The sequence below is a fragment of the Lysobacter sp. yr284 genome (assembly GCF_900107375.1).
GTDB lineage: Bacteria > Pseudomonadota > Gammaproteobacteria > Xanthomonadales > Xanthomonadaceae > Lysobacter.
The window spans coordinates 108,116-134,182 of the sequence record NZ_FNPT01000008.1; the positions used below are offsets into that span (position 1 = coordinate 108,116).

A 26,067-nucleotide genomic window follows, 5' to 3' on the forward strand; every position below is an offset into this window, starting at 1 on the left:
CCGGCGCAGCGTCGCCGTGCATTGTTCAGAACGCCGCAGCTGCGCGGTTGTGAACGCCCGCGTCGATGAACCCGCGAAGCGCGCGGGCAGAACGCGGTGGCGAACGGACGAGGCGGACTCAGCGCCGATAGCGATTGCTGCGCCCGTCGCTGCGCAGTGTCTGCAGCGCCGCGACCCGGCCGTCGGCGCCGCGCTCGAAACGCAGGCGCACCGTCGGATCGTCGCTGAGGCAGAACAGGTCGCGTTGCAGCGCGGTCAGCGGCTGCGGCGGGCGGCGGCCGTCGCGCAGCACCAGGCCGCCGCCGTCGGCGTCGATGCGCAGGCGTTCGTACTGGCCCGGGTAGTCGGCGACGGCGAGCGCGGCCGGCGCGGCCTGCGCGCGCAGCGCTTCCAGGGCCCAGCGCGCGTCCAGCGCCGCGGGGCCGTCCTGGCGCCCGGCGAGGATCCGTTCCAGCGCCTGGATGCGCGCGGTGTCCAGCGCCTGCGCGGCGTCGCTGGCGAGGTCGGGCTGCACGCCGCGGCCTTCCCAGTTGCCGCCGGTGATGGGGTTGGTCGGCGAACCGGTGGACACGAACACGCTGTAGCCCGAGGCCAGCGGGAACTCGCCGCCGGGATTGGCCGCGCCGGCGCTGGCCTCGCCGATCACCGTGGCGCGGCGCGCGGCCTGCAGGGTGTAGGCCAGCGCTTCGGCGGCCGAGCCGGTGCGCGCGCTGGTCAGCAGGTACAGCGGCACGTCCAGGCGCGGCTGCGGATACCACTGCTGCGGCGCTTCGTCGAAGCTGCGCAGCTGGCCGTCCCTGCGCGCGCGGAAGCGGTTGTAGATCGGCGAGCCGCGCGCGGTGAACGCGCTGGTCAGGTAGCCGACCGCGGCCGGCGAGCCGCCGCCGTTGTTGCGCAGGTCGACGATCACCGCGTCGCGTTCGGCCAGCAGCGCCAGCGCGGCGTCGAGCGCGCGCCGGGCCGGGTCGGCGGAGTCGGCGAAGTCCAGGTCCGGCAGTTCGCGCAGGTCCAGGTAGCCGATATTGCCCGGCAACGTCTGCAGCGCGCGCAGGCCGTAGTTGCGGCGGCGCGAGGCGTCGGCGAACGCGGCCGCGGAAGCGCCCGGGCCGGGGCCGAGCGGCGCCGCCGCGGCCTGCGCCGGGTCGCGCCATTCGACCCGGAAGTGGTTGTCTTCCGGGCGCAGGCGCCGGCTCAGCGCGGTGGCGAGGTCGCGCGGGTCGGTGTCGGCGTCGTAGCGGCCGGCGCCGGCTTCCTCGCGCAGTTGCGCGGCCAGGCGCGCAGCGCGCTGGGGATCGTAGAAGTTGCGGTCGATGGCGTCGGCGACCTGCGCCACGATCGCGCGCGGACCCGCCGGCGCCGCGGGCGAGGCGGCGACGGCGGGCGCGCACAGCGCGATCAGGCACAGCGCCGCGGCGCGGCGGCGGCAATGCAGGACAGGACGCAAACGGGACAGCAGGCGCATGGGCGGCTCCGGCTCGGCAGGGACAGGTCTCCCCCGTAGATGCCGGCCAGGGCCGCCGCGTTGCAGTCCGCGCGCCTTGCCGCCTCGGCGCGGTCAGAACTGCGCGCTGAGGTCGTTGTACCAGGGGCCCGGCGCCGGCATCACCGGCACCGACGCCAGCTTGCCGGCGCTCACGCTGCCGCCGCCGAAATCGAGCTGGCTCAGGTCGACCCGCTGCACCGTGGCGTTGAACGCGCTGTTGAAGTAGTACACCGCGTTGGTGTGGTCGCGCGCGACCTGCCACATCGTCCAGTCGCCCTGGTGCGGCAAGGGCTGCTTGTCGGTGCTGACCAGGGCGGTGCCGTAGGGCGTGGCCTGGACGATCTGCACCAGCTGCAGGGCGACGTTGACGATGGTCTGGGTGCTGTCGGTGGCGCCGTCGAGCTTGGCCGTCGGCAGCCAGCCCTTGCCGTCGCGCGGCAGCAGGCCCAGGCCCTTGCGCAGGAACCAGGCCTTGATGAAGCGCGAGGGCGAGGTGATGTCGCCGGGCAGGCCGACCGTGCCCGCGCCCACCGGCGGGCCGGCGTCGGCCTTGCGCGAGGTGCCCGAGCCGACGACGCTGAGCTTCTCGTAGATTTCCAGGTTGCTGCGCTGCCAGTCGTAGGTCGGCGCGTTGGTCAGCACCGCGTCGTTGGTGGCGCCGTTGCGGTAGTCCGGGCCGTAGACGATGGTCTGGCCGCCGATGCATTCGATCACCGCGCTCAGGCCCTGGCTGTCGGTGGCGATGAAATGCACCGGCAGGAAGGTCGGCGCGTCGGGCTGCGGGCCGACGATGCGCACCTTGGCCAGCGCGCTGACCAGCGTCGGCACCGAGTCGAACTGGCTCATGACCCAGGCGACGAAGTCGTGGAAGGCCACCGGCTGCTCGCCGCTGTCGGCCTTGGCCGCGTACTGCGTGCCCGGCAACCACAGCGCCGCGCAGGACAGCCCGGCTTGGTTGATGCCGTCGATGAAGGTGGTGAACTCGGGCATCGTCTGCGGATCGGCGAGGGCGACGAAGCCGTACTGGCCGGTCCACGGCTGCGAGTGGTCGAGGAAGATCGGGAACTTCTGCTGCGCCGGCACGCGGTACAGGTGGGTGGCCAGGGTGCCGGTGAGTTCCATGCAGCGCGCGGTGATGTGCTGGAGCGCGCCGGGCGAGCCCGAGGGAACGTTGGGGACGGACAGCAGGAAGTTGGTGCACATGCGGGAGGCTCCTTTCCACGGGGTGGCGTTGGGCGAACGCGCGCGGCCGGGCCGCGCGCGTTCACGTGTCGGCGGTGGATGCATCGGTGCGGGAGTGCTGCGGAAGGATCGATGCTTCGCACGCGGCGCTTGGCGGGCGCGCGAAGGCGATGTCCGAAAGTAACAACGCGCAGCGGGCGGTCGGACAGGTCACCGGTTCTGTGACGAGTCGCGCGCTACGGAAATTTGCCGCGCGGCGAGGTTGCGATGCGCGTTGGCGCACGTCGCGGCAATCGCGCGTTGATGAACGAAATCGCTTCGCTGCGCGAAGATTTTGTGAAAGGGGCGGGTGTGCGGAGGTTGCCGGTTCGGGCGGGCGTCGGCCGCTGCGGCGCGGACGTTGCGTTGCGCGGCGTTCGTCGTGGTTGAGTTGTCGCGGTCGCGGCTCGCGCCGCGCCTGCTAAGGGCTGCGCATCCCACTGTAGGAGCGGCGCAAGCCGCGACCGCGACAACCCAACCACGACAAACCCGACCGCGGCCAAGAACGCGCCGACCGCCTGCGTTTATGCTTGCCCATCGCCCCAAGGATCGCCCGCGCATGAAGCCGCCGCGTTTCGCCCGTTACGCCTCGACCCTGGCCTGCGCCGCCGCGCTCGCGGCCTGCGCCAGCCTGCACGCCGCCGCTCCGGTCGCGCAGCGTGCGCCGACGACCGACTTCAACGAAGCCTGGCCCGCCTATCGCCAGCGCCAGTCGCGCCTGCCGCTGCGCTACGAAGCGATCGAGCGGGTGCGCCTGGACGGCGCGGAAAAACGCAGTTACCGGCTGTATTCGCAGTCGTGGCCGGAGAGCGGCGGCGCCGATCCGGCGCAGTGGAGCCATCGGGTCGATCTCTACGTGCCCGACGCGGCGCGGCCGAAGTCGGCGTTGCTGGTGATCAACAACGGCACCAACCGCGGCAACGGCAGCGATCCGCAGCGACCGCCCAGCGACTTCAGCGACGAACTGGCGCGCGAGACCGCGGTGGCCACGCACACCATCGTGGTGTCGGTGTCCGACGCGCCGAACCAATACCTCGCGCTGCCGGGCGAGCCGCCGCGCAAGGAGGACGCGCTGGTCGCCGCGACCTGGCGCCGCTTCCTGGACGCGCCGGTCGCCGCCAACGCCACATTGCCGCTGCACGTGCCGATGGCCGAGGCCGCGGTCAAGGCGATGGACCTGGCCCAGCGCGAACTGGCGCCGTACCGGCTGCGCTCGTTCGTGGTCGCCGGCGCGTCCAAGCGCGCCTGGGCGGCGTGGCTGACCGCGATCGGCGATACGCGGGTGAGCGCCATCGTGTCCTACGTGATCGACATGCGCATCGCGCCGTTGATCGGCCATATCGGCAAGGTCTACGGCGGCGGCTGGCCGATCGCGCTGCAGCCGTACTACCAGGAAGGCATCACCCAACGCTACGATGAGCCGGCGTTCGCCCAGCTGATGCAGGTCGACGATCCCTATGCTTATCTGTCCGGCCGCCATCGCGCGCGCTTGGGCATTCCCAAGTATCTGGTCAGCGCCAGCGGCGACGATTTCTTCCCGCCCGACGCCCAGCGCCTGTACCTGGACGACCTGCCCGGCGCGACCGCGCTGCGCGCGGCGCCGAACTCCAACCACGGGGGCATCCGCGACCACATCCGCAGCACCCTGATTCCGGCGCTGCAGCGCTGGAACCGCCACCAGGCGCTGCCGCAGGTGCGCACGCGGCTGGACGAGCGCGACGGCCGGCTGCGCCTGAGCGCGCGCGCGTCCGAGCGGCCGGTGTCGGCGCGGCTGTGGCTGGCGGAGAATCCGGACTCGCGCGATTTCCGCTACGCCTGCGGCGTGCGTTACCGCGAGCAGCCGCTGCCGTTGCAGCGCAACGCGGTCGAGGCGGCGCTCGCGAAGCCGGCGCGCGGCTGGGGCGCGGCCTTCGTCGAATTCGCCTTCGCCGACGGCTTCGTCGCGACCTCGCCGGTGTTCGTCTATCCCGACGCGCAGTTCCCGAGCCAGCCGCCGGCCAACGGCAGCGGCGCCTGCCTGGTGCTGCCGCCGCATGCGCCGGCGACGGCGAACCGGTAGGCTGTCGCCACTTCCAGGGAGAGGTGGTCGCATGAATGCGTGTTCGTCCTTCGCCATCCGCGTTCGCGGCCTCGCGCCCGGCGCGCTTGCCGGCGTCTTGCTGGCCGCCGCGTTGACCGCCTGCGGCGAGCGCGCCGCCGCGCCGGCCCCGGCCGCCGCGACCGCACCGCCGGCGGCGTCCGCGCCGGCCGCGCCGGCGTTCGACTTCGCCGCCTGGGTGGCGAGCAACGCCGCCTGCGCCGGCGGCTTCATCTCCGACGTGCAGGAAGCCGGGTTCGACAAGACCCTGCGCGATGCCGGCGTCGGCATCAGCGACGACGCCAGCGTCGGCGAGGTCGGCGTCGGCTCGGGTACGCTGACCCCGGGCACGCCGATCCGCCTGCACGGGTTCCCGGTGCGCCGGATCGACTTCGACTTCGGCAGCGGCGCGACCTTCGCGGTCGTGGTCGAGGCCACGCCGGAACAGGCGCGCGCGGCGATCGGCGCCAAGCCGTTGCCGCAGGTCTACCGCGACGTCTACAGCGAAGGCGTGCCGATGGCGGAAGCGACCGAGGACGTGCCGATGCCCGACATCCGCTTCGTGCGCGCCGGCGACGAACCGGGCACGCAGGAGATCGGCTGCGCGGCGTTCGACGGCTAAGCCGCGATGCTGCGCTGCGTTGAACCGCGATGCCTCGCTGAGTGGGGCGAGAGGCCTGCAGCCGCGGCGAGATACGTTGGCCGCGGTTGTGGGAGGGCCTTCAGGCCCGATGCCTTTCTTTCAGGCAGCCGCGATCCGGCACGACAGCCCCTGGCCTGAAGACCCACCCACCGCCAACCGCCACCACGCGCCCGGCCGCGCTCGCGGCCGGGCGCGCGCGGTCAGCACTCCAGGTTGTTGCCCGCCGGCACGCCCAGCGTCGCGCTGAAGCCGCGGTACACCTGCACCCGGTTGAGCATCTGCTGGTGGCCGATCCCGCCTGCATTGCATTCGATGCCGCCGTTGATCGCGCGGATGGTCTCGCCGAACGCGCGCAGGTTCACCATCGCTTGGTGCGGGGTGTTGCTGGTGTTGCCGCGCTGGGTCATCCAGTACCACAAGGCGGTCTGCCACGAGATCGCCGAATTGGTGGCGACCCAGTCCGGGTTGTTGATCAGGTCCAGCCCCAGCGCGTTGCCGGCGGCGGAATAGTTGTAGTTCCAGCTCAGCTGGATCGGCCCGCGCCCGTAGTACTGCTTGCCGCCGCAGGTGCCGGCCGGCTGGCAGTAATGGTCCCAGTTGGCCTGGTTCTGCTCGCGGATGTGGACCAGCCCGCCGGTCTCGTGATGGACGTTGGCCAGGAACGCCGCCGCTTCCTGGCGCGCGATGGTGTCGCCGCCTTCCTTGGCGAAGTTCGGATACGAGCGCAGCGCCGCGACCAGCCCGGCGTAGGTGTAGAACGAATTGCGGTTGGGGAACATCTGGTTGAACTGCGACTCGCTGACCACGAAGCCGCCCGGCGAGGGGCCGCCGCCGTCGCAAGTGGTCGGCTGCCAGTACCAGGTGCTGATGGTCGGGTCGGTGCCGTCGCTGCCGTTGGTGCCGACGTTGACCAGCTTGTAGAACTGGCCGTTCGGCGGGAAGCGCACGATGGTGCCCAGGGTGTAGTTCACCCCGCGCGTCCATTCGACGAAGTTGCAGGCAGCGGGCGCGACCGCGGCCGCGGCGACGGCGTCGTCGTCGGGCGGCGCCTGCGGCGCGGCGAAGACCGAATGCGCGCACAGCAGGCCGAACAGGCCGGCGGTGCGGGCGAGGGCGGTGCGGAGACGGAGCGGAGACGTGGCGAGCTTGGACATGGGGATTCCTCAGGGTTCGGGTTCTCGGTCCCCCCGAGGCGCACCGCGGCGCAAGGCCACGGGGCGGCGACAGCATCGGCGATGGCGTCGTTATCGTTATCGGTGCCGCTATTGCAAGGGCGCGCGCCGCGCCCGCCGCGGCCGGTGCGATTTCCGGCCGTCGCCGCGCGAGGCGGCGCAAGCGGGCGCGGATCTTGCGCCTGGGCGCGAATGTAGCCGCGGCTCGAGGCTGAATTTGGGCCGCGGTCGCGGAATCCGCCGCGGCGCGGTCCCGGCTGCGCGAGTTGCGGCATCGATACGGCCCGCGCGCGACCGGGTTCGCATTTGCGTTGCGATGCGGCAACCGTTTTGCGCCGCGGCGCGGTATAAGGCCGCTGTGGTTCGCGCCGGCAAGCCGGCGGGCCCGTTCCCCAGCCAGGCCGCGCGGCGGCGAGGTGCAGCGATGAAGCGCAAGGCGATCCCGAACTCCTGCTGGGCGGCGTTGGCGGCGTCCGCGGCGCTGCTGGCCGGCGGCTGCGGCCAGGCCGACAGCGACCGCCGGGCCCAGGCCGAGGCCGCGCCGCCGCGCGCCGGACAGATGCTGGACCCGGGCGAGACCGCGCAGCGGCTGGTCAAGATGCGCGCGCAAGCGCTCGGCGGCGACCAGCAGGGCCTGCAGCAGAACCTGCAGGAGCTCAACCGCGACTTCAACCGCTCGATCAAGCTCGCCGACCCGAGCAAGCGCGTGGACCGCGAGAACGCGCGCATCGCCGCGCGCGGCGTCAAGGGCGTGCGTTCGGTGGTGTGGATCGACGGCGAGAACCTGTTCGCCATCGTCGACCGCAACGCCGACCGCAGCTACGGCACGGTCGATGCGATCTGCCGCCAGCTCGAACCGCTCGGCGACACCCTCGGCGTGGTGATCAACCTGCAGAGCGGCGCGGCGCGCAACGGCGACGAACTGGAGATCCTCAGCCGCAACTGCCAACTGCCGCCGGGCGAGCGGGCGATGCTGCAGCACAACCGCCAGGTCGACGCGCTGCCGCCGCAGGTGCGCGCCCAGCACCGCGCCAACGCCGACGCGGCCCTGCGCGCCGAGCGCGCGGGCGAGCGCGCCGAGAGCGACCGGATCATCGAGGCGAACACGCCGGAGATGTAATGCCGCGCGGGCAGGGGCGCACGGTCGGCGAGGCGGACGACGTCGCCCGCAGCCGCGACCGCCGCCCGTGCGTCCGCCTGCGCCGGCCGGGCGGACTCCACTATCCGCGACGGCTTCGCCCGCAAAGGCTGCCGCCGGCGCCGCGATGCGGGACAATGCCGTCCCCACAGCAGCGAGGTGCAACATGATCCAACGATTCGACGTAGGCGCGCGCCTGTCGGAAATGGCGATCCACAACGGCGTGGCCTACCTGGCCGGGCAAGTGCCCGACAGCGAGGACCTGGACATCGCCGGCCAGACCCGCGAGACCCTGGCCTCGATCGACGCGCTGCTGACGCGCGCCGGCAGCGACAAGACCCGCATCCTGATGGCGCAGATCTTCCTCGCCGACATGGCCGACTTCGACGGCATGAACGCCGTCTGGGACGCCTGGGTCGAACCCGGCCACACCCCGCCGCGCGCGACCGTGCAGGCGCCGCTGGCCAACCCGAAGTACCGGGTCGAAATCGTGATCACCGCGGCGGTGCCGGCGGCCTGAGGGATCTCCCAGCGGCTTGGGCGATTGCCGGAATGGTCCGCGCGATCGCCGGAGCCGCCTGGGCGATTGCGCAACGGCTGGAACGCCACACGCAACGCTTCAGTGCACGCGGCGTCCGCCAAGGCGACCGCTTCGCTGTTCAGCCCCGACGCTGTTCGATCCGTTTGCTGCACGGTCGCGGCGGCTGGGAGAAGAGCATCGGGACTGAAGTCCCTCCCACAAAAAAGCGCAGTGGCGACCTGATCGTGCGGCCCTGGAGCGCCATCGATGATGGCGCGGCATTGTGGCCTGCGCGCAGCTAGATCCCTTTCCTCGCCAAGCTGCAGCCCACGTAAAAAACTTTGCAATCGCTGTCTTCTTTCTGGCATCGGCTCATGCCATGGGAGACTGCCTCCTGGTCGGAGGCGCTGCTTTGGAAGTAATTCATCCGGGTTCCGGTAATCACGCTTGCGCATTCGTTTCTGTAAGTGAACTTGATCGCGCAGTCGACCCCTCGGTTCTTCCGGCATTCCTTCAGCGCCTTCTTTTCGGCGCCGTCCTTGCGCGCAATCCATTCGGCGGTGCCGAATGCCCCGTTCGATTCGTCGGTCGCGATAGCGCCCCAGCGGTCGTAGTAGACGGTGGCCGCTTGTGGTTGCTCGGCGCAGCCTTGCCAACCGTTTCCGCGTTGCATGTCGCAGGAAGCGTGGGCGCTGCCGAATGGAGCGAAGGACATGACGACAAGTACAGTAAGCGCGATAGCGGGCGGATACATTGGTCCCTGTCGGATTTGGTCCGGATCGTGAGGGGCGGCGGTCGGGTAGGTGAGCCGGATCTAAGAACCTGTCGGCGCTAGCTCCGTTGCTTCGGCGAGCAAGGACAGCGGGGTTATTGAATTTGTTCGGACAGGCTGCAGCGCGAATAGAACACCGCGCAGCCCTCGTCTTCCCTGTTGCATCTGGCCATGCTGTTGGCTATAGCCTCTTCTGCTGTCGGGTCGGTCCTGATGAAATAGGTGTTCTTGCTTGTGACGTAGCTGATGCACTGGTTGTAGTAGCTGAATATGACCTTGCAGTCCTTTGCTTTGTGCTTCTTGCACATGGATAAGGCGTATTTCTCCGCTTTCGTTTTCGATTTCTCGCCGCTCGAAGAGCCGAACGCGCCACTCGCTTCGTCGGTCGCGATCGCCCCAGCGGTCAGCCCATAGGGGCGGTCCGGATGCGTCTACGCACCCCTGCCAGCCGTTACCGGTTTGGAGAACGCTGCCGGGAGGGCAAGCGCCCGCCGCGAATGGCGCAAGGGCAAGCGTAAGCGCTGGTGCTGCGATCGATGGGCGGATGAGCATAGGAAGCGTCATTCAGTTTGTCCTGACTTCGTCGGGTTCCGTTTACGCGGCCGGACCTGGACTCAGACGACTGCGAGGAAGTCGGAACAGCGTCGGGAGGGGCGTCGTAATCCTTCGGCGGGGATAACTCCTCATCTGACTTGCTTCGGAAGACTGCAGCCGGAGTAGTGTTCGCTACAGCCTGTGTCGCCGGCTCGATGGCAGCGATCGAGTCCGTCAGATACGGCTTCTTCGCGGGTTTCGGCGCTTTGTACGAAGAAGAGTCTGTCGCCAGAGATGAGGCTTGCGCACTGATTGTAGTACGCGAGCTTTATTTTGCAGTTTTTGCTGCCATCTTCCTTGCATAGCTTTAGTGCGGCTCTCTCAGCGATTCTCTTTGAGCTGGCTTCGATTACCGTTCCGAGAGCTGCGCTGCTGCCGTCGGTTGCGATGGCTCCCCATTGCGTTTTCCAAGCCGGGCCGCTGTTTGTGGAAGGAATGCCTGTCTGGACGCAACCTTCCCAGCCGTTGCCCTTCTGCAAGGTGCTTCCGGGCGGGCAGGCATAGGCAGCGAATGGAGTTGTGAGAAACATCGCTGAGATCGCCGCTACGGAGGTGATCGATGCCTGACTCATTCAGTCCTCCTGGCTTTCCATCGCTATTCGATTCGCTTGGCAAGACTGCAGCCAGAATAGAACTCTTGACATCCGTCTTCGCCGGCGCCGACGCATCGGTTCATGCCTTCGGAGATTGCTTTCTCCCGAGTTTCGGCGCTTTGAACGTAGATCGTCTTGTAGCTCGATACCACGCTTGCGCACTGGTTGTAGTACGCAATTTTTATCCTGCAGTTTTCCCCTCCGTCCTGGGAGCACTCTCGCAGGGCGATCTCCTCTGCGGATCTCTTGGAGTCGGCTTCGATCGATGCGCCAAGTGCGCCTTTGGCTCCATCGGTTGCAACGGCGCCCCATTGCCTCTTCCAACTCGGGCCCCTTTCGCTGGCAGAGGAAGACTGGATGCAGCTCTCCCACCCATTACCTTTCTGTAGGACGCTGCCGGGTGGGCAGGCTGAAACGATTCCGGAGTATAGGGCCATGAAGATCAGCGGGATCGTGCGCAAGGATTTCATCGGCTCCTCCCGATTTAATAGCGCTTCTTGATGCTGTATTGATCTTGCACGTCCGCATTTCCGTCGTCGGTGATCAGGGCTATTGAACACGCTCGGGCAGGCTGCAGTTCGAGTAGAAGATCTTGCAGCCTTCGTCCTCCTTCCCACACCTGCTTAGGCTGTTCGATTCCGCCAGTGCGAGCGTGTAATCGGCTCGGACGAAATATTTGAACTTTCCGGCGGCGAGGCTGACGCATTGATTGTGGTAGCTGATTTCGATCCTGCACGTTGTTCCACCCTGCTTTTTGCAAGTGGCAAGAGCATTCTTCTCGGCTCTGCTCTTGGAGCCTTCCTGGCTTGATGAACCGAATGCCCCCGTTGTGTCGTCGAGAGCGATCGCTCCCTAGCGCTTTTCCCAGGCTGGCTCGCCGGGCCCGGGGGCGCCGACGCATCCCTCCCATCCATTGCCCTTTTGCAGAACGCTGCCGGGAGGGCAGGCATAGACATGACCTGATGCAAACAATGCGGCAGCGAATAGCTGCATCTCCAGTGTTCTCATTCTTTGCTTCCGTTCGAAAATTTGGTGCCCCGCGGAATAATCGAAAGCAGATGTTCAGTGTCGGAGCCGCGACGACGTTTGGTCTGTGCGTATCGGTGGCGTGGATTTTTTCGTCAAGTCAAGGGTCAGTAGACTTGTTCCGGCAGGCTGCAGTCGGAATAAAATGTATTGCATTCTTCATCCTCGGAGATGCATTTGTTCATTCCGCGGGTGATCGCTTCGGCGATGGTGTTGTGACTTTGGGTGTAGTTCCATCTTTTCCCAGTAACGATGCTTGCGCATTGATTGAGATATACGAATTTTACTGCGCATCGATTTTTTCCGGATTCGGCGCATTGCGAAAGTGCTTGTTTTTCCGCTTTTTTCTTCGACGCCTGTCGGCTGGAAGCTCCGAAGGCGCCTGTGGTTTCATCCATGGCGATTGCTCCCCATCGGTCGGCCCAGGTCGGATCCGATTCTGTCGCGGAGCCAACGCATCCTTCCCAGCCATTGCCTTTTTGCAATACGCTGCCTGGTGGGCATGATTGCGCCTGCGTTGATATAAGCAGGAGGGCGATGGATGTAAGCAAATAGTTATATGTTTTCATCCGAAGTTTTCAGTGCGAGGAAGGAATTTATTAGCCCCGGTCTTGGCTGGCGTTGCCGGAGCCGGCTATCTGTTCTTTCGCGACTCTTCGTGTGTCTTTATTCTGTTCTGATCTATGCCGTCGCTCGTAGGTGCATGGGCTCTCAAGGGGGCCGATGTTCTTTCGCCATCTTGAGGAGGGCGCTGCGGAGGAGCGCTCGGTGATTGCGTCCCTTTCACGTCTTTCGAATTTGATCCAAATGCGGAGCTGTAGCTGAAACTCCCCAACGTCCCCTGAAAAAACATCGCCGCCGCCGGCGGCACCGTCACGATCATCGTCGTCATCAGCAGGCCGATGCCGCCCTGTTGCATCGCCTGCATGCCCAGTCCCTCGGCATCGGTGCCCGGGATGCCGACGGCCTTCGCCACCCACAGCGCCACCGCGACCTTGGCCATCAGCTCCAGCGCCATCGACACCACCACGCTGAGCATCGCCATCGAGAACAAGGTGCCGATGCCGTACATCAGCCATTTGCGGAACAGGTCCTTGGTCTGGTCGAACATCAGGCACAGGATGAACAAGGGGCCCAGGCCGATGAACAAGGCGAGGGTGAACTTGTAGAGCAGCAGCATCGCGCCGGCGACCATCGGCGGGCTGGCGGTGCCGACGCCGGCGAACAGCAGGGCGCGGCTTTTCTTCTCGCGCAGTTCCTGGTTGTCTTCGGGGATCTGCACGGCGTCGATGGCGCTGATCGCCACCTGCATGTAGGCCAGGTTGCGGTCGATGGCGTCGGCGCTGGAACGGCTGTCGTCGGTGAACAGTTCGTGCACCTCGCGGTCGAGGTCCTGGGTGAAGAAGCGGTGCAGGCTGGCGCCGCCGAACGACATGGTGGTGGCCAGGCCGACGATGAAGGCCATGCGGGTCGCGTTGGCGACCAGCGCCATCATCGGTTCGCGCGATTGGCCGGTGACGATGCGGTAGCCGGCCAGGGTGATCCACAAGGTCGTGGCCACCAGCGCGATCTGGCTGGCCCAGGCCATGGTGCGCTTGAGCAGGCCCAGTCCGAACTTGTCGATCTTGCTGTCGAAATAGGCGTTGACCAGCTTGAAGTAGAGGTAGTCGCCGACGCCCTGCGCCTGCGGGATCAGCCAATCGGAAAGCTCCGTGAGCAACTGCATGTTCGGTCCGTCGGGTCGAAAGGGGGGAGTCAGAGCGAGAACGCGCTCTTGATGGCCTGGCTCTGGATGATCTTGCCGACGCCGCCGGAGGGCTTGCCTTCCAGCGCCCGCCGCGCCAGCCGCGCCTGGTCTTTCTGCAGGGCGACGATATAGTCGTCGTAGGCCTTCATCCGCGCCTGCCAGTAGTCGAGGTCCATGCGGGTGCGGACCATGAAGCGCTGGGTCTCGTTGTCGTTGGCGGCGAGGCTGCCCTGGCTGTCGCCGACCTGGCCGCGCTGGCCCTCGACCTGCGAGAACTCGCGGTTGCGCTGGATCAGCTGCTTGAGCATGCGCACCGATTCGTTGTACTTGGCGTTGTCGGCCAGGACCATGCGCTGGCACAGGCGGCGCTGTTCGGCGACCAGGTCGGAATCGAGCTGCGGGTTGAACGCGCTCATCGCGCCGGTCAGCCCTTCGCTGCGCGGGCCGGGGCAGATGTCGTCCATGCCGTAGGACGGATCGCGCTCAGGGAAATCGTCGCGCATCGCCGATTGCTGCATCTGCAGTTGTTGCAGCTTGACCAACTGTTGTTGGTAGTGCTTGTACTGGTCGGACCAGCGCTTGCCCTGCTCGATGTACTGCAGGCCTTGTTCGATCATGTCCTTGATCGCGATGCCGAGGTTGCCCGGGTCGGTGACGACGAGTTGCGCGTGCGCCGGCGGCGCGATGGCCTGGGCGAACAGGACGGCTGCGGCGAGCAACGGGAGCAGGCGCGCCGGACGCTTGCGTTTGGCGGCCGGACGAACGGCGGCAGGGGACATGGCGAGCTTCCTTTGCTGGCTTTCCGCGACAGGGATGCGTACGCGGCCGGTCGCTGCGACGCAATTCTTTCGCGGAATAGAAACTCAGCGGATATTCGAACGCAATAGGAACTTTTGGTTGCGCAGAAACGTTCCGGATATAGCGTGTCGATGCAGTGGCTAGCGAGTGTTTTTGTTGTGCGCAATCGACGTGCATTTATTGAAATGTGTGTGCCCGCGTGCTGTCGCTGCGACAGCGGACTGCGCTTTCGCTGAAGCCCGATGCACGCCGGCCTGTTCGTACGGTCGTGCGAAATGTGGATCCGCACTCGGCGCTGCGCGTTCATCCCAGGCAGTTCGAAGTTCTGTGATCGCCCGCAACAGCCGCATCTGCGCGCCGTTCGTATGGGCGTGGACGCGGCCCCACGCTCGCGCGCAGTGTCTTTGCAGCGTCCCGCGACGCAGGCGGCAGGGACGTTGCTGTTCGGTGCCTGGCTGTTCGATACCTACGCTGTTCGAGACATGCCCACGTTCGCTTCCACACCAACGTCGTCCGCACGGACGGCGACGGCCGGACTTTTCCTGGAGACAACCGAATGAACCGTCGCATCACGCTCACCGCGCTGGCCGCATCGCTGGCGCTGGCTTCCCCGCTGGCCGCCGCGCAGGCGCAGGCCGACTATCAACTGGATCTGGGCGGCATGCGCTTCGATCCGCTCCAGCAACGGCCGGTGCAGGCCGCCAGCACCTGGGGCCGCGCGCGCGCCGACGGCGAGGACTGGCGCCTGGTCCAGTTCAAGGGCCCGGTGCGCCAGGCCTGGCTCGACGAGTTGCGCAGCAAGGGGCTGGAACCGGTGCAGTACCTGCATCCGTACACCTACATCGTGTGGGGCAAGCGCGATGCGCTGGCGCGCGCGGCCGGGCTCAACGAAGTGCGCTGGAGCGGCGACTTCCTGCCCGCGTACAAGGTGCTGCCGCAACTGCGCCAGGCCGCCGCGGCCAAGAGCGCCGGCGCGCTGGAGGTGCGGGTGACCAGCCGCCGCGGCAGCGCCGGCGTCGCCGCGACGCTCGGCGCGATCGGCGCGGCCGATGCCGGGCAGGGCGCGCAGATCGTCGATCGCGCGCTGCAGACCCAGACCGTGCGCGTGCCGGCCGACCAGCTCGCGCTGCTGGCGCAGGCGCCGGGCGTGTACAGCGTGCAGAGCGTGCCCACCGACGGCGGCCTGCGCGGCGAGATCAGCAGCCAGATCAACGCCGGCAACGTCAACGCCAGCAACCTCGCGGTGCCGGGCTACCTGAGCTATCTCAGCGGCCTGGGCGTGAACGGCACCGGCGCGATCATCGCCAACGTCGACGGCGGCGTGCACCAGACCCATCCCGACCTCGCCGCGCGCATGACCGCGTGCACCGGCACCACCTGCGGCGGCTCGGCCAGCAGCGCGCACGGCACCCACACCGCGGCGATCATGGCCGGCGACGGCGCCTCCAACGTGCGCGCCACCGCGTCCACCGGCAGCTTCCTGCGCGGCCTGGGCGTGGCGCCGGGGGCGAAGCTGGTCGAGCAGGTGTATTCGCCGTTCTTCACCCAGCCCGGCGGCATGCTGTTGCTGATGACCCAGTCGGTGCGCAACAAGGCGACCATCTCCGGCAACAGCTGGGGCCCGGGCGGTTCGCCGCGCGGCTACGACGGCGACACCCGCCAGGTCGACGTGGGCGTGCGCGACGCCGATCCGAGCGCGCCGGGCGACCAGCCGCTGAACTACGTGCTGTCGTTCATGAACGGCAACGGCGGCACCCAGAGCCAGGGTTCGCCGGACGAGGCCAAGAATACCTTCACCGTCGGCTCGACCAAGGGCCAGACCTCGGCGACGGTGCAGATCGCCGCGATCAACGACCTGTCCAGCAACACCGCGCACGGGCCGGCGCTGGACGGCCGCCGCATTCCGGGCATCGTCGCGCCGGGCTGCTCGATCGATTCGGCCAACAGCGCCACCGGCCACGGCCTGATGTGCGGCACCAGCATGGCCTCGCCCCAGGTCGCCGGCGCCAGCGCCTTGTTCACCCAGTACTACCGCAACAAGTTCGCCGGGGCGACGCCGAGCCCGGCGCTGACCCGCGCCGCGTTCACCGCGGTGGCGCAGAACCTGGTCGGCAAGCTCGACGCCGACGGCGGCACCCTGACCACCGCGCCCGACGCCAAGCAGGGCTGGGGGCGGATGCTGCTGGAGCCGGTGCTGCGTCCGGCGCAGACGGTGCAGTACTTCGACCAGGCCCACGTGTTCAACAACAGCGGCGAGAACTGGACCCGCAGCTTCCGCGCCGCCGATGCGAGCAAGCCGGTGCGGATCATGCTGGTGTGGACCGACGCGCCGGGCCACGGCCTGGGCGGCACCACGCCGGCCTGGAACAACAACCTCGACCTGCGCGTGAGCTCGGGCGCGAGCACCTTCCTGGGCAATGTGTTCAACGCCAGCGGCTGGTCGGCGACCGGCGGCGCGGCGGATGCGCGCAACAACAACGAAGGCGTGTTCCTGCAGGCCGCGCAGCACGGCGGCGGCGCCTTCACCATCGAGGTGCGGGCGACCGACATCAACTCCAACGGGTTGCCGAACTCCGGCGACGACACCGACCAGGATTTCGCCCTGGTCTGCTACAACTGCGTGGCGAGCTGATCGTCGACGGTGGATGTGCGTCGGCGTCGCCAAGGCGGCGCCGGCGCGAGGGCGGGGCGGCTGCGGCCGCCCCGTTCTCGTTCGATGGGTGCTTGCGTCGTCGCTGCGGTGGCGCGGTCGCGGCTTGCGCCGCTCCTACAGGCAGCCCAGGCGGATGCGTCGATGGCCCCTGTAGGAGCGGCGCAAGCCGCGACCGCACCACTGCAACTACGCCGCCGTCACTGCAACTATTCCATCGCCACGGCCACCGCACGCAGCTGCCGCTACTTCGCCGCCGGCAACGCGTAAACCTGCCGGGCCGGATCGAACTCGACCACGTGCTCGGTCTGCGCGCTGTTGCCGCCGGGCTGCTGGGTGCGCTTGGTCACCCGCAGCGGGAAGAACGGCTTGACGGTGTCGCTGTCGTCGATGGCGACGCTGTACTCGCTGTCCTGATCGTCCTCGGCGATCTGCGGGATCGCGCTGAGGTTGCGGATCTTGTCGCCGATCGGCGCGATCAGGCTGTAGATCGACACGGTGATGCCCTGGCCGGTGCCGCCGCTGGCGAATTTCCAGGCCATGGTGTCGGCGCCGATGCGCACCAGCTGCGCGTCGTCGCAGCCGCAGTAGCCCGAGCTGCCGGACGGGATCTGCTTGTCGCCAGCGACCAGGGTCCAGCCGCCGCGCGCGTCGGGGGCCAGCACGAACGCGCCCATCAGGCCCGAGGAGACGTGGCCGTAGACATAGCCCTGGGCGTCGGCGAGGTTGTGCGCGGCGACGTAGAGCCGCCGCTGGCCTTGCAGGTCGACCAGTTCCGGCGCGCCCGCGCGCATGCAGTAATCGTCGTCGACGCCGCCTTCGACCTTGGCGTGGAATTTCCAGCAGCGCTGGGTCGCGTCGAAGGCATCGCCGTATTGCTGCGCCATCAGCGTCTCGACGGCGCGCTGCAGCGCGGCCGGATCGGTTGCGGCCGGCGTCGCGGCCGGTTGTGCGGTTGCGGCGGTCGCCGCGGGCGCGGACGGCGCGGCGTCGCGCTGGCAGGCGGCGAGCAAGGCGGAGGCGGCGACGGCGGCGAGCAGCGCGGCGGAGCGTGAGGCGCTCATGCGGCGGTTCCTTCTGCGATGAGGTGGGCCGACCTTATCCGGCGCGCCGTGAAGACCGCAGCGCGGCGGTTCGCCTCGCCCGGCGGGCCGGGCGCACGCCCGTGCCCGCCGCGGCGCGCAATGCGCTTCAGCCCGCCAGCGCCAGCGCGCGCGCGCGTTCGCGCGCGGCCTCGATGAACGCCATCAGCAGCGGCCGCCCGGGCAGCAGTTCGGGGAAGCGGTGGTCGTGGAACTCCGGATGCCATTGCACGCCGACCACGAAGCCCTCGCCGAGGCCGCGCACGCACTCGGGGATGCCGTCCTCGGACCAGGCCTCCACTTCCAGGCCGTCGCCGAGGTTCTTGATGCCCTGGTGATGGATCGAATTGACCTGCGGCTGCGCCACCTGCGGATACAGCGCGGCCAGCCAGCCGCCTTCGCGCATGCGCAGGGCGTGCTTGTGTTCGTCGTACTGGGCCGGGATGTAGTGCTGGGCGCGGGTGGCGCCGGCGCCGACCAGGTCCTGGTACAGGCTGCCGCCGTGGGCGACGTTGATCAGCTGCATGCCGCGGCAGACCCCGAGCACCGGCTTGCCGAGCTCGACGAAGGCGCGCAGCAGGCTCAGCTCGAAGCGGTCGCGGTCCGGGTCGGTGGTCATCAGCAGTTCGCTGGGACGCTCGCCGTAGGCGACCGGGTCGATGTCGGCGCCGCCCTGCAGGATCAGGCCGTCGAGCGCGCCGGCGTAGTCGCGTACCGACAGGTCGCTGGCCTGCACCGCGCCTTCGGCGTCGACGGTGGGGATCATCGTCACCAGCGCGCCGCTGGCCATGACCCAGTGCGCCATCGATTGTTCCAGGTACTGCAGGGTCTTGTTGCGGAAGCCGTACTCGGGCGGCAGGTTGCGCATCATGCGCGGCGACAGGCCGATCAGCAGTTTGCGGGCGGGCTGGTTCATGGCGTATCCGGTGCGGAGCGGGGAGGCGCGGCGTCGGCCGCGGCGGGAACGGTGGCGTGCAGCAGCCAGTCGACCACCGCCTTGAGCGCGCTGTTGCGGCTGGCGCCGCGCTGGCGGTGTTCGCGGTAGATCGCCAGCTGCGCGTGCGCGCTGGTGCCGCGTTCGGCGATGGTGTCCAGGTGCCGCAGCGCCTGGGTGCAGTCGAGCGCGGCGGCGTCTTCGGCGACCAGCTCGCGCAGGCGCCGCAGCTGCGCCAGCGCCGGTTCGCTGCGGCCGTGCGCGTCGATGAACTGCGCCTGCAGGCCCGAGCGCTTGGCCCGCCAGCGGTTCTCGTCGATCAGCCGGCGGGTGGCCGCGTCGCACGGCGGCGGTTCGGCGCGGCGGCGGGCGATGTGGCGCATCAGGCAGCGGAACAGCGCGGCGATGGCGAGGCTGTCGTCCAGATGGGTGCAGGCGTCGGCGATGCGCAGCTCGACGGTGGGGAAGTTCGGCGACGGCCGGATCGCCCACCACAGCGAGCCGGCGTCGGCGATCGCGCCGGCGCGCCGCAGCAGGTCGGCGAAGGCGTCGTATTCGGCTTCGCCGGCGAAGAAATCGGGGATGCCGGTGCGCGGCCATTCGTCGTACATGGCCTGGCGATAGCTCATCAGCCCGCTGTTCAAGCGGTCCCAGAACGGCGAGGAGGTCGACAGCGCCAGCAGCAGCGGCAGCCACGGCATCGCCCGGTTCATCGCCTGGACCCGGTCGACGCCGTCGGGCAGCTGCACGTGCACGTGCAGGCCGCAGACCTGGCTGCGCCGGGCGACGATCTGGAAATCCTCCACCAGTTGCCGGTAGCGCGGTTTGTCGGTCTGGCTCTGCTCGCGCCACTGGCCCAGCGGATGGGTGCCGGCGGCGAGCAGGGCCAGGCCGTGCTCGTGCGCCAGTTCGGCCAGGCCGCGGCGCAGCTCGCCGAGCTGGCGGCGGGCCTGGCCGATGTCGCACTGCACCGGCGAGGCGATCTCGATCTGCGCCTGCAGCAGTTCGCTCTCGATGCTCTCGCCGAGTTCGGCGCGCGCGCGCTTGAGCAGGCGCGCGGGCACCTGGGTGGCGAGCAGGCGGCTGTGCGGGCGGACCAGGAAGAACTCTTCCTCGATGCCGAAGCTGTAATCGCACTGCGCGCTCATCGCAGGCGGCCGCGGGACGGCGGGCGGGTCGAACGGGGCGGATTCGTCATGGGGGAAACTTAACGCGCTGAACGCTAAGAATCCGTTGAAGCGGCGCGAGGACGCGGCGCGAATCCGTAAGCGCGGCGAGAGCATGCACGCGCACTGTAGGAGCGGCGCGAGCTGCAGGGGCGGCGCGAGCCGCGACCGCGACACCCCAACTGCGTCGCCGCCTTCATCGCAGTTGCGTTGTCGCGGTCGCGGCTTGCGCCGCTCCTACAAGGGGTTTCGGACGGTTACTTAAGCGGCAGGCAGATCGAGGTTTGCCACTGCTCCGGCGGCAGGCTGCGGCTGTCGTTGAGGTATTCCTCGTACACCGGCGCGTCGCCGGCTTCCTCGCCGCTGGCCGGCAGCCATTGGCAGAACAGCCAGTCGTAGGCGCGCTGCAGTTCGCTGTAGGGGCCGGTGTGGATCACCACTGCGTGGCGGCCGCCGGCGATCTCGACCCAGCGCATGCCCTCGCCGGGCGCGGTGGCGGCCGGCACCGCCAGGCAGGCGTCCGAGCGCAGGCTTTCGGCGGGCGTGTCGGCCGGGCTGTCGTAGTAGATCCCGAACGCGCGCGGCGGCTGCGCGGCGAGCAGGCCCAGGGCGCCGGCCCAGCCGTACAGGCGCTCGAACTGGGCGCCGATGCCGTTGTAGTCGCCGCGGTGCGGCAGGGCCACGGCGCGGTGCGGGGCGAGGGTGGAAATCTGCGCGGTGTACATGAGGCTCTCCAGGGTCGGGTCGAAGTCCGCGCGGGTCAGCGCGGGCGGGGCGGCACGACGCTTGCGGAACGCCGCCGGGGTCTGCGCGTAGGCGCCGCCGAACGCGCGGGTGAACGCGGCGACGCTGGCGTAGCCCGCGCGCTGGGCGATGCGGGCGATGCCGTCGTGGCCGTGCAGCAGTTCGTGCGCGGCCCGGTGCAGGCGCAGCCGGCGCTGGGTGCTGGCGATGGTCTCGCCCATCAGGCCGCGGTAGACGCGGTGGAAGTGATACGGCGAGAAATGCCCGGCCTCGGCCAGTTGGGCCAGGGTCAGCGGCTGGTCCAGGCGCTGAGCCATGAACGCGACCACCTTCTCGATGCGGGCGCTGTAGTGCGCGAAGGTGGTGCTGCGGACCAAGGGCGTGCTCCGTCGTCGTCGTGCCGCGGCAGGATGGCAGGGGAGAGTTGATCGAGGTTGCGCAGTTGCGGCGGGCGGGAGGATAGCGCGTCGCTGCCGGCGCGAGGGGATCGGGGGCATGCGAGCAGGCAAGGACGGGCTTGCCGCGCCGCCCACCGTTGCGCGTTCGGCTTTGCTGCGGCCAAAAACAAACGCCCCGCGTCGTCGCCGACGCGGGGCGCTCATAACCCGGCCGAGCCGCTCAGTCCACGTTGACCGCGGTGAACGGCGAGCGGCCGCGCACGGTGATCGTCGAGGGCGTGGCGGCGGCTTCGACCTGCACGCCGATCAGGCCCAGGCCGCCGACCGAGACGCTGCCGCCCAGGGTCAGCTGCACCGGCTTGTGCACGACGTTGACGTTGGCGCTGCCGACGCCGGCGGTGGCGACGCTGTTGAGGGTCAGCGCGCCGCCGACCGGCACTTCCACCGGGATGCCGAGCACGACCAGGCGGATGCTGCCGCCGACCGGCACGGCGAAGTTCTTCGGCAGCGGCGAGGGCACGGTGATGACGCTGCCGCCGGCGATGCGCACGTTGGCGACGTCGGCGCTGGCCTGGCAGTGCAGCACGGTGCTGCCGGTCAGCGAGTCGCACGACAGCGCGCCGGTGGCGCCTTCCAGCGCGACCAGGTTCTGCACCAGGCTCAGGCCGCCGACGCTGGAGCGGCCGTCCAGCGCGGTGGCGCCGCTGGCGTCGGTGTAGTCGGCGCGCTGGCGGGCGACGTCGAGCTTGACCACGCTGACCAGGCCGAGCAGGCCGACGTCGAGGCCGAGCGCGCTGTTCTCCTTGCTGCCGGGCGCAGCGACCTGGGCCTGGCCGGTGCACGGCAGCGGCAGGGCGGTGTTGAGGCCGAGCACGGTGACGGTGACGCCGCCGCTGAGCGCGCAGGCCTTGACCCCGGCGGAGACGACTTCCGCGCTCTGCGCGCTGGCGTGGGTGGCGACGAAGGACAGGCCCAGGGCGCAGGCGAGGGCGCCCAGGCGGACGGAGCGGGAGATGCGCTGATTCATGGTGAGTACCTGCTCGGTGGAGAGGGAGGGACGGTGGGTGGCGGACCCGGCGCCGCGCGCACGCGCCGCCGTCGGCGCAGGCGCGCCGAAGCGTTGGCGAGGGACGAGGCCGCCGATGACTCCCCGGTAACGCGGCGCGGCCGGGGCCGCGCCGAACTGCAGTCATGGCTCGGGTCCGGCATGGCCGGACCTGGCGCAATAAGCAACGGCCCGCGGGTCGGGCGGGACCGAGGAGGGGCAAGGGCGCATCCGTTGCGTCGCGGCGCCGCGCCGGGGAGTGGCGCGGCCGCTCGGTTGCAGCGCGCCCAGAGTAGGAAAGCGCGCGGCGGCGAAACCTTGATGTTTCGCGCAATAGCCGGCGGGCTTAGTTCCGCTTTGCCGATCTGCGATGGATTGATCGCTGCACGTGTGCGCGGCGCGCGCTTGCGGGTTTGGCCGCGCTTGCGATTCGCCGCGCGCGTGCGCCGTCGGCGCGCGCGCGGTCCGGCAGCGAAGTTGACCGTGACCGCCGTCGGCGCGGTTCGGGCGCGCGCGGATTGCGCGCGCGCGAAGATTTTTTCGGTTGCGCCGCCGCGGTTTGCGTCGCGCGCAAACGCCGGCGCCGCGCCCGGCCCGCGAAGCTCAGCGCTGCGCGAGCGAGGATGCGCGCAGTTCGGCGCGCCACAGCCGCGCCTCGTCGGCGGCGGCGCGTTCGGCCTCGCTCAGGTCCGGCGCGATCGCGCGTCCCTGCGCGGACGACTCGGCCGCCGCTTCGAGCACCGCCATCAGCGCCACCGCCTGCGCCGGCGGCACCGGGTTGAGGCCCTGGCCGAGGAGCGCGTTGCGCACGGCCGCGTAGTAGCCGCGCTGGTCCCCGGCCGGCGTCGGCCAGTGTTCGGCGCGGGCCGGGCCGAACCACTGCAGCGGGTCCGGGTCCTCGCCCCAGCCCGGCGCGCCCGGGGCCAGGCCGGCGAGCAACTGCGCTTCCTGGCGGTCGGTCTGGGCCTTGAGCAGGGTGCCGGTGCTGCCGTGGACCAGGAAGCGCGGGCTGCCGCCGGCGGCGAGCATGCCGGCGTGCAGGATCGCGCGCAGGCGCGGGTACTCCAGCACCACGTGCGCCCAGTCGGCGACCACCGCGCCCTCGCGCTGCACCGCCAGGCTGGCGAACACCCGCTCGGGCGGGCCGAACAGCTGCAGCGCCTGGTCGGCCAGGTGCGGGCCCAGGTCCCACCACACCCCGGTGCCCGGCCCGGCCTGCTCGCGCCAGCGCTCGCGCACCTGCGGGCGGAAGCGGTCGATGCGCGATTCGAAATGCGAGATCGTTCCGAGCCGGCCGGATTCGACCGCCTGCTTGATCCCCAGGTAGTCGCTGTCCCAGCGCCGGTTCTGGAACACCGACAGCAGTCGCTGGTGCCGCTGCGCCAGCGCCGCCAGTTCGCGCGCCTGGGCCAGGTCCAGGGTGAAGGGCTTGTCGACCACCACGTGCTTGCCCGCGGCCAGCGCGGCGCGCGCGAGCGGCGCGTGGCTGTGGTTGGGGGTGGCGATCACGACCAGGTCGGCGCGCGCGTCGGTGGCGGCCTGCAGCGGGTCGGCGACGACCGCGGCGGCGGGAAAATCGGCGCCGACCTTGGCCGCGTCGCTGGAGCCGACCACGGCCAGCGCCAGCCCCGGCGTGGCCGCGATCAAGGGCGCGTGGAAGGTCTTGCCGGCGAAGCCGTAGCCGACCAGGGCGACGCGGAGAGGGGCGGGTTCGCTCATGGCCAGGGCGATCGATGCGGGGGAGCGTCCACCTTGCCGGATCGCGCCGCGCGCGGCCAGCGGCCGCGACGATCCGCCTGCCTGCGCGCCTGGCGTCGGCGACGGCCGCGGCACGGGCTACGACCTTCGTGCCTTTGCCGAACCGGGCCGGGATCGGGTATCAATGCAGCACCTCCCCCCACAATCCGGACACCCGATGAGCGCAGCCGCGCCGGCCACGGTCAATTCCCCCTCGCGCGTGCTGTTCGCGAGCCTGATCGGCACCACCATCGAGTTCTTCGACTTCTACATCTACGCCACCGCCGCGGTGCTGGTGTTCCCGCAGCTGTTCTTTCCTTCGGCCGATCCCAACACCGCGCAGCTGCAGTCGCTGGCCGCGTTCGCGCTGGCGTTCTTCGCCCGCCCGATCGGCGCGGCGCTGTTCGGCCACTTCGGCGACCGCATTGGGCGCAAGGCCACGCTGGTGGCGGCGCTGCTGACGATGGGCCTGTCGACGGTGGTCATCGGCCTGCTGCCGACCTACCACAGCATCGGCATCCTCGCGCCGATCGCGCTGGCGCTGTGCCGCTTCGGCCAGGGCCTGGGCCTGGGCGGCGAGTGGGGCGGCGCGGTGCTGCTGGCGACCGAGAACGCGCCGCCGGGCAAGCGCGCCTGGTACGGCATGTTCCCGCAGCTGGGCGCGCCGATCGGCTTCTTCCTGTCGACCGGCATCTTCCTGCTGCTGACCGACCTGATGGGCGACGAGGCGTTCTTCGCCTGGGGCTGGCGGATTCCGTTCCTGGCCAGCGCGGCGCTGGTGTTCGTCGGCCTGTGGGTGCGCCTGCGCATCAGCGAGACGCCGGCGTTCCGCAAGGCGATGGACCACCACGAGCGGGTCAAGGTGCCGATGGTCAGCGTGCTGCTGAAGCATCCCGGCGCCTTGATCGCCGGCACCTTCGCCGCGCTGGCGACGTTCGTGCTGTTCTACTTGATGACGGTGTTCGCGCTGGGCTGGGGCACCTCGCACCTGGGCTACACCCGCCACCAGTTCCTGTTGCTGCAGCTGGGCAGCGTGCTGTGCTTCGCCGCGACCATCCCGCTGTCGGCGGTGTTCGCCGACCGCAAGGGCCGGCGCCTGGCGATGATCGTCTCGACCCTGGCGGTGATGCTGTTCGGGGTGCTGTTCGAGCGCCTGTTCGTGGCCGGCAACCCCTGGGGCGTGTTCGCGTTCCTGAGCCTGGGCCTGGGCGTGATGGGCCTGACCTACGGGCCGCTGGGCACGATCCTGGCGGAGATGTTCCCGACCGCGGTGCGCTACACCGGCGCCTCGCTGGCGTTCAACTTCGCCGGCATCCTCGGCGCCTCGCTGGCGCCGTCGATCGCGATGTTCCTGGCCGAGCGCTACAGCCTGGCCTACGTCGGTTATTACCTGGCCGCCGCCGGCGCGCTGACCTTGATCGCGCTGTTGATGATGCGCGAGGACGAACCGGCGGGGTGAGCCATCGGCGCGGCGGGCCGGCGCAGGTCCCCTGGCCTTGCGTGCGCGCCGCCGCGGCGCGGGTCAGCGGTCGCGGCGGTAGACGTGCCGGGTCGCGCGCAATCCCTTCGGGAACAGCTTGCGCACCCAGCCGCGCAGCGACGCGTCGGCGCGCAGCGCCAGGTCGCGCACGCGCTGCTCGGGGCGGCCGCGGAACGAGGTCGGGTGGAAATAGTCGGCATCGCCGACCGGATGGTCGGAGAAGTAGTAGTTCGACACGCAGCAGCGCGCGCGGTCGCTGCGGTTGGGCGACACCGAGTGCCAGGAATGTTGGTCGGTCACCATCAGCGCGAGGCGGTTGAAGCGGCTGACCACGGTGATCGGCTCGCCCTGCGGGCCCTGCGGCCACAGCTCCAGGTTGGCGCCGTCGGCCTGGCTCCAGTCCGGCGACACGTAATACAGCAGGTTCAGCACGCGATAGCGCTCGCGGTCCTTGTCGTGCGAATTGTCCAGGTGCGGGTTGAGGAAATGGCCCTGGCCCATGACCGAGATGCCGCCGGCGTACAGGTGCTCGTCCGGGTACAGCGAGCGCATCGCGGTGATCGCGCGCACCTGTTCGAGCACGCCCGGCTGCTGGAACGCGAACACGATTTCCTCCAGCAGCCGGTCGTGCTGGTCCATCTGCGCCGACACGTACTTCAGCTCGCGCAGGTTCTTGCGCAGCATCATGCTCGACGGCGGCGGGAACGCGGCGTGGATGCGTTGCGCCAGCGCCGGCGGCAGCAGATCGTCGACGAAGCAGTGGCGGATCGAGGACTGCCCGCGCCACTGGGCCTGCAGGGCCGCGGATTCGGCGGTCAGGCGTTGTTCGATCAGGCGGCCGATCTCGATGCGGTCCATGGCGGGAGCTGTGGTATTCGGTGGGAACCGCCGATTCTAACCGCTATGGGGCAGGCGGTCCCCGGGGCGGGCAATGCGGCGGCGCGAGGGGTGTGCATCCAGGCTGCAATTCCTGCGACCGCAGGCTGGCCGGGCGCCTTGGGCGGGCGGGCGCGAAGGGCCGAACCCCGGCCGTGCAGCGCGCCGTTT

The 26,067-nt window shown here is 69.5% G+C and carries 23 protein-coding genes; 7 read left to right on the forward strand and 16 right to left on the reverse strand.

Annotated features, from left to right (window positions below):
• Positions 1-118: 118 nt before the first annotated feature.
• Positions 119-1,462, reverse strand: coding sequence for a S41 family peptidase (locus BLV01_RS14365; protein ID WP_091800835.1), 1,344 nt, complete (start codon positions 1,460-1,462; stop codon positions 119-121).
• A gap of 93 nt (positions 1,463-1,555) precedes the next feature.
• The gene (locus BLV01_RS14370; RefSeq protein ID WP_175485956.1) at positions 1,556-2,686 is read right to left on the reverse strand and encodes a linear amide C-N hydrolase; all 1,131 of its coding nucleotides are present in this window, start codon (positions 2,684-2,686) and stop codon (positions 1,556-1,558) included.
• A gap of 577 nt (positions 2,687-3,263) precedes the next feature.
• On the opposite strand from BLV01_RS14370, the gene BLV01_RS14375 reads away from it, so the two are divergent.
• Entirely contained in the window at positions 3,264-4,763 is a 1,500-nt protein-coding gene (locus tag BLV01_RS14375; RefSeq protein ID WP_175485958.1) for a PhoPQ-activated pathogenicity-related family protein, read from the forward strand.
• Between the two features lie 31 nt (positions 4,764-4,794).
• Complete coding sequence (locus BLV01_RS14380; protein ID WP_091800845.1) at positions 4,795-5,403, forward strand: hypothetical protein; 609 nt, start codon at positions 4,795-4,797, stop codon at positions 5,401-5,403.
• 221 nt (positions 5,404-5,624) lie between these two features.
• Here BLV01_RS14380 and BLV01_RS14385 read toward each other — a convergent pair whose 3' ends face one another.
• Positions 5,625-6,578, reverse strand: coding sequence for a glycoside hydrolase family 19 protein (locus BLV01_RS14385; protein ID WP_091800848.1), 954 nt, complete (start codon positions 6,576-6,578; stop codon positions 5,625-5,627).
• A gap of 442 nt (positions 6,579-7,020) precedes the next feature.
• Here BLV01_RS14385 and BLV01_RS14390 point away from each other — a divergent pair, with 442 nt between their 5' ends.
• From BLV01_RS14390 to BLV01_RS25505, 3 genes are all read left to right on the forward strand, one after another.
• Positions 7,021-7,716 (forward strand): hypothetical protein, encoded by a 696-nt coding sequence (locus BLV01_RS14390; RefSeq protein WP_091800851.1) that lies wholly within the window; start codon positions 7,021-7,023, stop codon positions 7,714-7,716.
• Between the two features lie 184 nt (positions 7,717-7,900).
• Positions 7,901-8,254, forward strand: a complete 354-nt coding sequence (locus BLV01_RS14395) for a RidA family protein (protein WP_091800854.1) — start codon at positions 7,901-7,903, stop codon at positions 8,252-8,254.
• A gap of 32 nt (positions 8,255-8,286) precedes the next feature.
• On the forward strand, positions 8,287-8,556 hold the full coding sequence (locus tag BLV01_RS25505; protein WP_139178700.1) for a hypothetical protein: 270 nt from the start codon (positions 8,287-8,289) through the stop codon (positions 8,554-8,556).
• Here the strand turns inward: BLV01_RS25505 and BLV01_RS14400 are convergent.
• From BLV01_RS14400 to BLV01_RS14435, 6 genes are all read right to left on the reverse strand, one after another.
• The gene (locus tag BLV01_RS14400) at positions 8,553-9,008 is read right to left on the reverse strand and encodes a DUF4189 domain-containing protein (RefSeq protein WP_091800857.1); all 456 of its coding nucleotides are present in this window, start codon (positions 9,006-9,008) and stop codon (positions 8,553-8,555) included. The genes BLV01_RS25505 and BLV01_RS14400 overlap by 4 nt on opposite strands.
• Before the next feature lie 701 nt (positions 9,009-9,709).
• Complete coding sequence (locus tag BLV01_RS14410; RefSeq protein WP_091800864.1) at positions 9,710-10,192, reverse strand: DUF4189 domain-containing protein; 483 nt, start codon at positions 10,190-10,192, stop codon at positions 9,710-9,712.
• Positions 10,193-10,215: 23 nt separating this feature from the next.
• Complete coding sequence (locus BLV01_RS14415; RefSeq protein ID WP_091800867.1) at positions 10,216-10,683, reverse strand: DUF4189 domain-containing protein; 468 nt, start codon at positions 10,681-10,683, stop codon at positions 10,216-10,218.
• A 663-nt stretch (positions 10,684-11,346) separates the two neighbouring features.
• On the reverse strand, positions 11,347-11,808 hold the full coding sequence (locus BLV01_RS14425; RefSeq protein WP_091800870.1) for a DUF4189 domain-containing protein: 462 nt from the start codon (positions 11,806-11,808) through the stop codon (positions 11,347-11,349).
• A 65-nt stretch (positions 11,809-11,873) separates the two neighbouring features.
• The gene (locus tag BLV01_RS14430; RefSeq protein ID WP_091800873.1) at positions 11,874-12,965 is read right to left on the reverse strand and encodes a TrbL/VirB6 family protein; all 1,092 of its coding nucleotides are present in this window, start codon (positions 12,963-12,965) and stop codon (positions 11,874-11,876) included.
• 29 nt (positions 12,966-12,994) lie between these two features.
• Positions 12,995-13,765, reverse strand: a complete 771-nt coding sequence (locus BLV01_RS14435) for a DUF4141 domain-containing protein (RefSeq protein WP_254782650.1) — start codon at positions 13,763-13,765, stop codon at positions 12,995-12,997.
• A gap of 575 nt (positions 13,766-14,340) precedes the next feature.
• On the opposite strand from BLV01_RS14435, the gene BLV01_RS14440 reads away from it, so the two are divergent.
• The gene (locus BLV01_RS14440) at positions 14,341-16,416 is read left to right on the forward strand and encodes a S8 family serine peptidase (RefSeq protein WP_091800876.1); all 2,076 of its coding nucleotides are present in this window, start codon (positions 14,341-14,343) and stop codon (positions 16,414-16,416) included.
• Positions 16,417-16,679: 263 nt separating this feature from the next.
• On the opposite strand, the gene BLV01_RS14445 is transcribed toward BLV01_RS14440, so the two are convergent.
• The 6 genes from BLV01_RS14445 to BLV01_RS14470 form a co-directional block, all read right to left on the reverse strand.
• The gene (locus BLV01_RS14445) at positions 16,680-17,498 is read right to left on the reverse strand and encodes a hypothetical protein (protein ID WP_091800879.1); all 819 of its coding nucleotides are present in this window, start codon (positions 17,496-17,498) and stop codon (positions 16,680-16,682) included.
• 127 nt (positions 17,499-17,625) lie between these two features.
• Positions 17,626-18,432: a gamma-glutamyl-gamma-aminobutyrate hydrolase family protein gene (locus BLV01_RS14450; protein ID WP_091800882.1), complete on the reverse strand. Its 807-nt coding sequence runs from the start codon at positions 18,430-18,432 to the stop codon at positions 17,626-17,628.
• Complete coding sequence (locus tag BLV01_RS14455) at positions 18,429-19,598, reverse strand: carboxylate-amine ligase (protein ID WP_091800885.1); 1,170 nt, start codon at positions 19,596-19,598, stop codon at positions 18,429-18,431. Before BLV01_RS14455 ends, BLV01_RS14450 begins: the two co-directional genes overlap by 4 nt.
• Positions 19,599-19,873: 275 nt before the next feature.
• The gene (locus tag BLV01_RS14460) at positions 19,874-20,737 is read right to left on the reverse strand and encodes an AraC family transcriptional regulator (RefSeq protein WP_217633513.1); all 864 of its coding nucleotides are present in this window, start codon (positions 20,735-20,737) and stop codon (positions 19,874-19,876) included.
• A 241-nt stretch (positions 20,738-20,978) separates the two neighbouring features.
• Positions 20,979-21,785, reverse strand: a complete 807-nt coding sequence (locus tag BLV01_RS14465) for a hypothetical protein (RefSeq protein ID WP_091800888.1) — start codon at positions 21,783-21,785, stop codon at positions 20,979-20,981.
• Positions 21,786-22,406: 621 nt separating this feature from the next.
• Entirely contained in the window at positions 22,407-23,522 is a 1,116-nt protein-coding gene (locus BLV01_RS14470; RefSeq protein ID WP_091800891.1) for an oxidoreductase, read from the reverse strand.
• 196 nt (positions 23,523-23,718) lie between these two features.
• Between BLV01_RS14470 and BLV01_RS14475 the strand changes: the two genes are divergently transcribed.
• Positions 23,719-24,999 (forward strand): MFS transporter, encoded by a 1,281-nt coding sequence (locus tag BLV01_RS14475; RefSeq protein WP_091800894.1) that lies wholly within the window; start codon positions 23,719-23,721, stop codon positions 24,997-24,999.
• 63 nt (positions 25,000-25,062) lie between these two features.
• Here the strand turns inward: BLV01_RS14475 and BLV01_RS14480 are convergent, their stop codons facing one another.
• Positions 25,063-25,878 (reverse strand): 2OG-Fe(II) oxygenase, encoded by an 816-nt coding sequence (locus BLV01_RS14480; protein ID WP_091800897.1) that lies wholly within the window; start codon positions 25,876-25,878, stop codon positions 25,063-25,065.
• Positions 25,879-26,067: the final 189 nt, after the last annotated feature.

What these genes read in the sequence shown, in the direction of transcription:
- BLV01_RS14365 (WP_091800835.1), bottom strand. Translation starts at nt 1,462, where the DNA reads ATGCGCCTGCTGTCCCGTTTGCGTCCTGTCCTGCATTGCCGCCGCCGC.
- BLV01_RS14390 (WP_091800851.1), top strand. Translation starts at nt 7,021, where the DNA reads ATGAAGCGCAAGGCGATCCCGAACTCCTGCTGGGCGGCGTTGGCGGCG.
- BLV01_RS14395 (WP_091800854.1), top strand. Translation starts at nt 7,901, where the DNA reads ATGATCCAACGATTCGACGTAGGCGCGCGCCTGTCGGAAATGGCGATC.
- BLV01_RS14450 (WP_091800882.1), bottom strand. Translation starts at nt 18,432, where the DNA reads ATGAACCAGCCCGCCCGCAAACTGCTGATCGGCCTGTCGCCGCGCATG.
- BLV01_RS14410 (WP_091800864.1), bottom strand. Translation starts at nt 10,192, where the DNA reads ATGAGTCAGGCATCGATCACCTCCGTAGCGGCGATCTCAGCGATGTTT.
- BLV01_RS14480 (WP_091800897.1), bottom strand. Translation starts at nt 25,878, where the DNA reads ATGGACCGCATCGAGATCGGCCGCCTGATCGAACAACGCCTGACCGCC.
- BLV01_RS14380 (WP_091800845.1), top strand. Translation starts at nt 4,795, where the DNA reads ATGAATGCGTGTTCGTCCTTCGCCATCCGCGTTCGCGGCCTCGCGCCC.
- BLV01_RS14435 (WP_254782650.1), bottom strand. Translation starts at nt 13,765, where the DNA reads ATGTCCCCTGCCGCCGTTCGTCCGGCCGCCAAACGCAAGCGTCCGGCG.
- BLV01_RS14440 (WP_091800876.1), top strand. Translation starts at nt 14,341, where the DNA reads ATGAACCGTCGCATCACGCTCACCGCGCTGGCCGCATCGCTGGCGCTG.
- BLV01_RS14415 (WP_091800867.1), bottom strand. Translation starts at nt 10,683, where the DNA reads ATGAAATCCTTGCGCACGATCCCGCTGATCTTCATGGCCCTATACTCC.
- BLV01_RS14370 (WP_175485956.1), bottom strand. Translation starts at nt 2,686, where the DNA reads ATGTGCACCAACTTCCTGCTGTCCGTCCCCAACGTTCCCTCGGGCTCG.
- BLV01_RS14445 (WP_091800879.1), bottom strand. Translation starts at nt 17,498, where the DNA reads ATGAGCGCCTCACGCTCCGCCGCGCTGCTCGCCGCCGTCGCCGCCTCC.
- BLV01_RS14475 (WP_091800894.1), top strand. Translation starts at nt 23,719, where the DNA reads ATGAGCGCAGCCGCGCCGGCCACGGTCAATTCCCCCTCGCGCGTGCTG.
- BLV01_RS14375 (WP_175485958.1), top strand. Translation starts at nt 3,264, where the DNA reads ATGAAGCCGCCGCGTTTCGCCCGTTACGCCTCGACCCTGGCCTGCGCC.
- BLV01_RS14385 (WP_091800848.1), bottom strand. Translation starts at nt 6,578, where the DNA reads ATGTCCAAGCTCGCCACGTCTCCGCTCCGTCTCCGCACCGCCCTCGCC.
- BLV01_RS14455 (WP_091800885.1), bottom strand. Translation starts at nt 19,598, where the DNA reads ATGAGCGCGCAGTGCGATTACAGCTTCGGCATCGAGGAAGAGTTCTTC.
- BLV01_RS14425 (WP_091800870.1), bottom strand. Translation starts at nt 11,808, where the DNA reads ATGAAAACATATAACTATTTGCTTACATCCATCGCCCTCCTGCTTATA.
- BLV01_RS14465 (WP_091800888.1), bottom strand. Translation starts at nt 21,785, where the DNA reads ATGAATCAGCGCATCTCCCGCTCCGTCCGCCTGGGCGCCCTCGCCTGC.
- BLV01_RS14470 (WP_091800891.1), bottom strand. Translation starts at nt 23,522, where the DNA reads ATGAGCGAACCCGCCCCTCTCCGCGTCGCCCTGGTCGGCTACGGCTTC.
- BLV01_RS14400 (WP_091800857.1), bottom strand. Translation starts at nt 9,008, where the DNA reads ATGTATCCGCCCGCTATCGCGCTTACTGTACTTGTCGTCATGTCCTTC.
- BLV01_RS14430 (WP_091800873.1), bottom strand. Translation starts at nt 12,965, where the DNA reads ATGCAGTTGCTCACGGAGCTTTCCGATTGGCTGATCCCGCAGGCGCAG.
- BLV01_RS25505 (WP_139178700.1), top strand. Translation starts at nt 8,287, where the DNA reads ATGGTCCGCGCGATCGCCGGAGCCGCCTGGGCGATTGCGCAACGGCTG.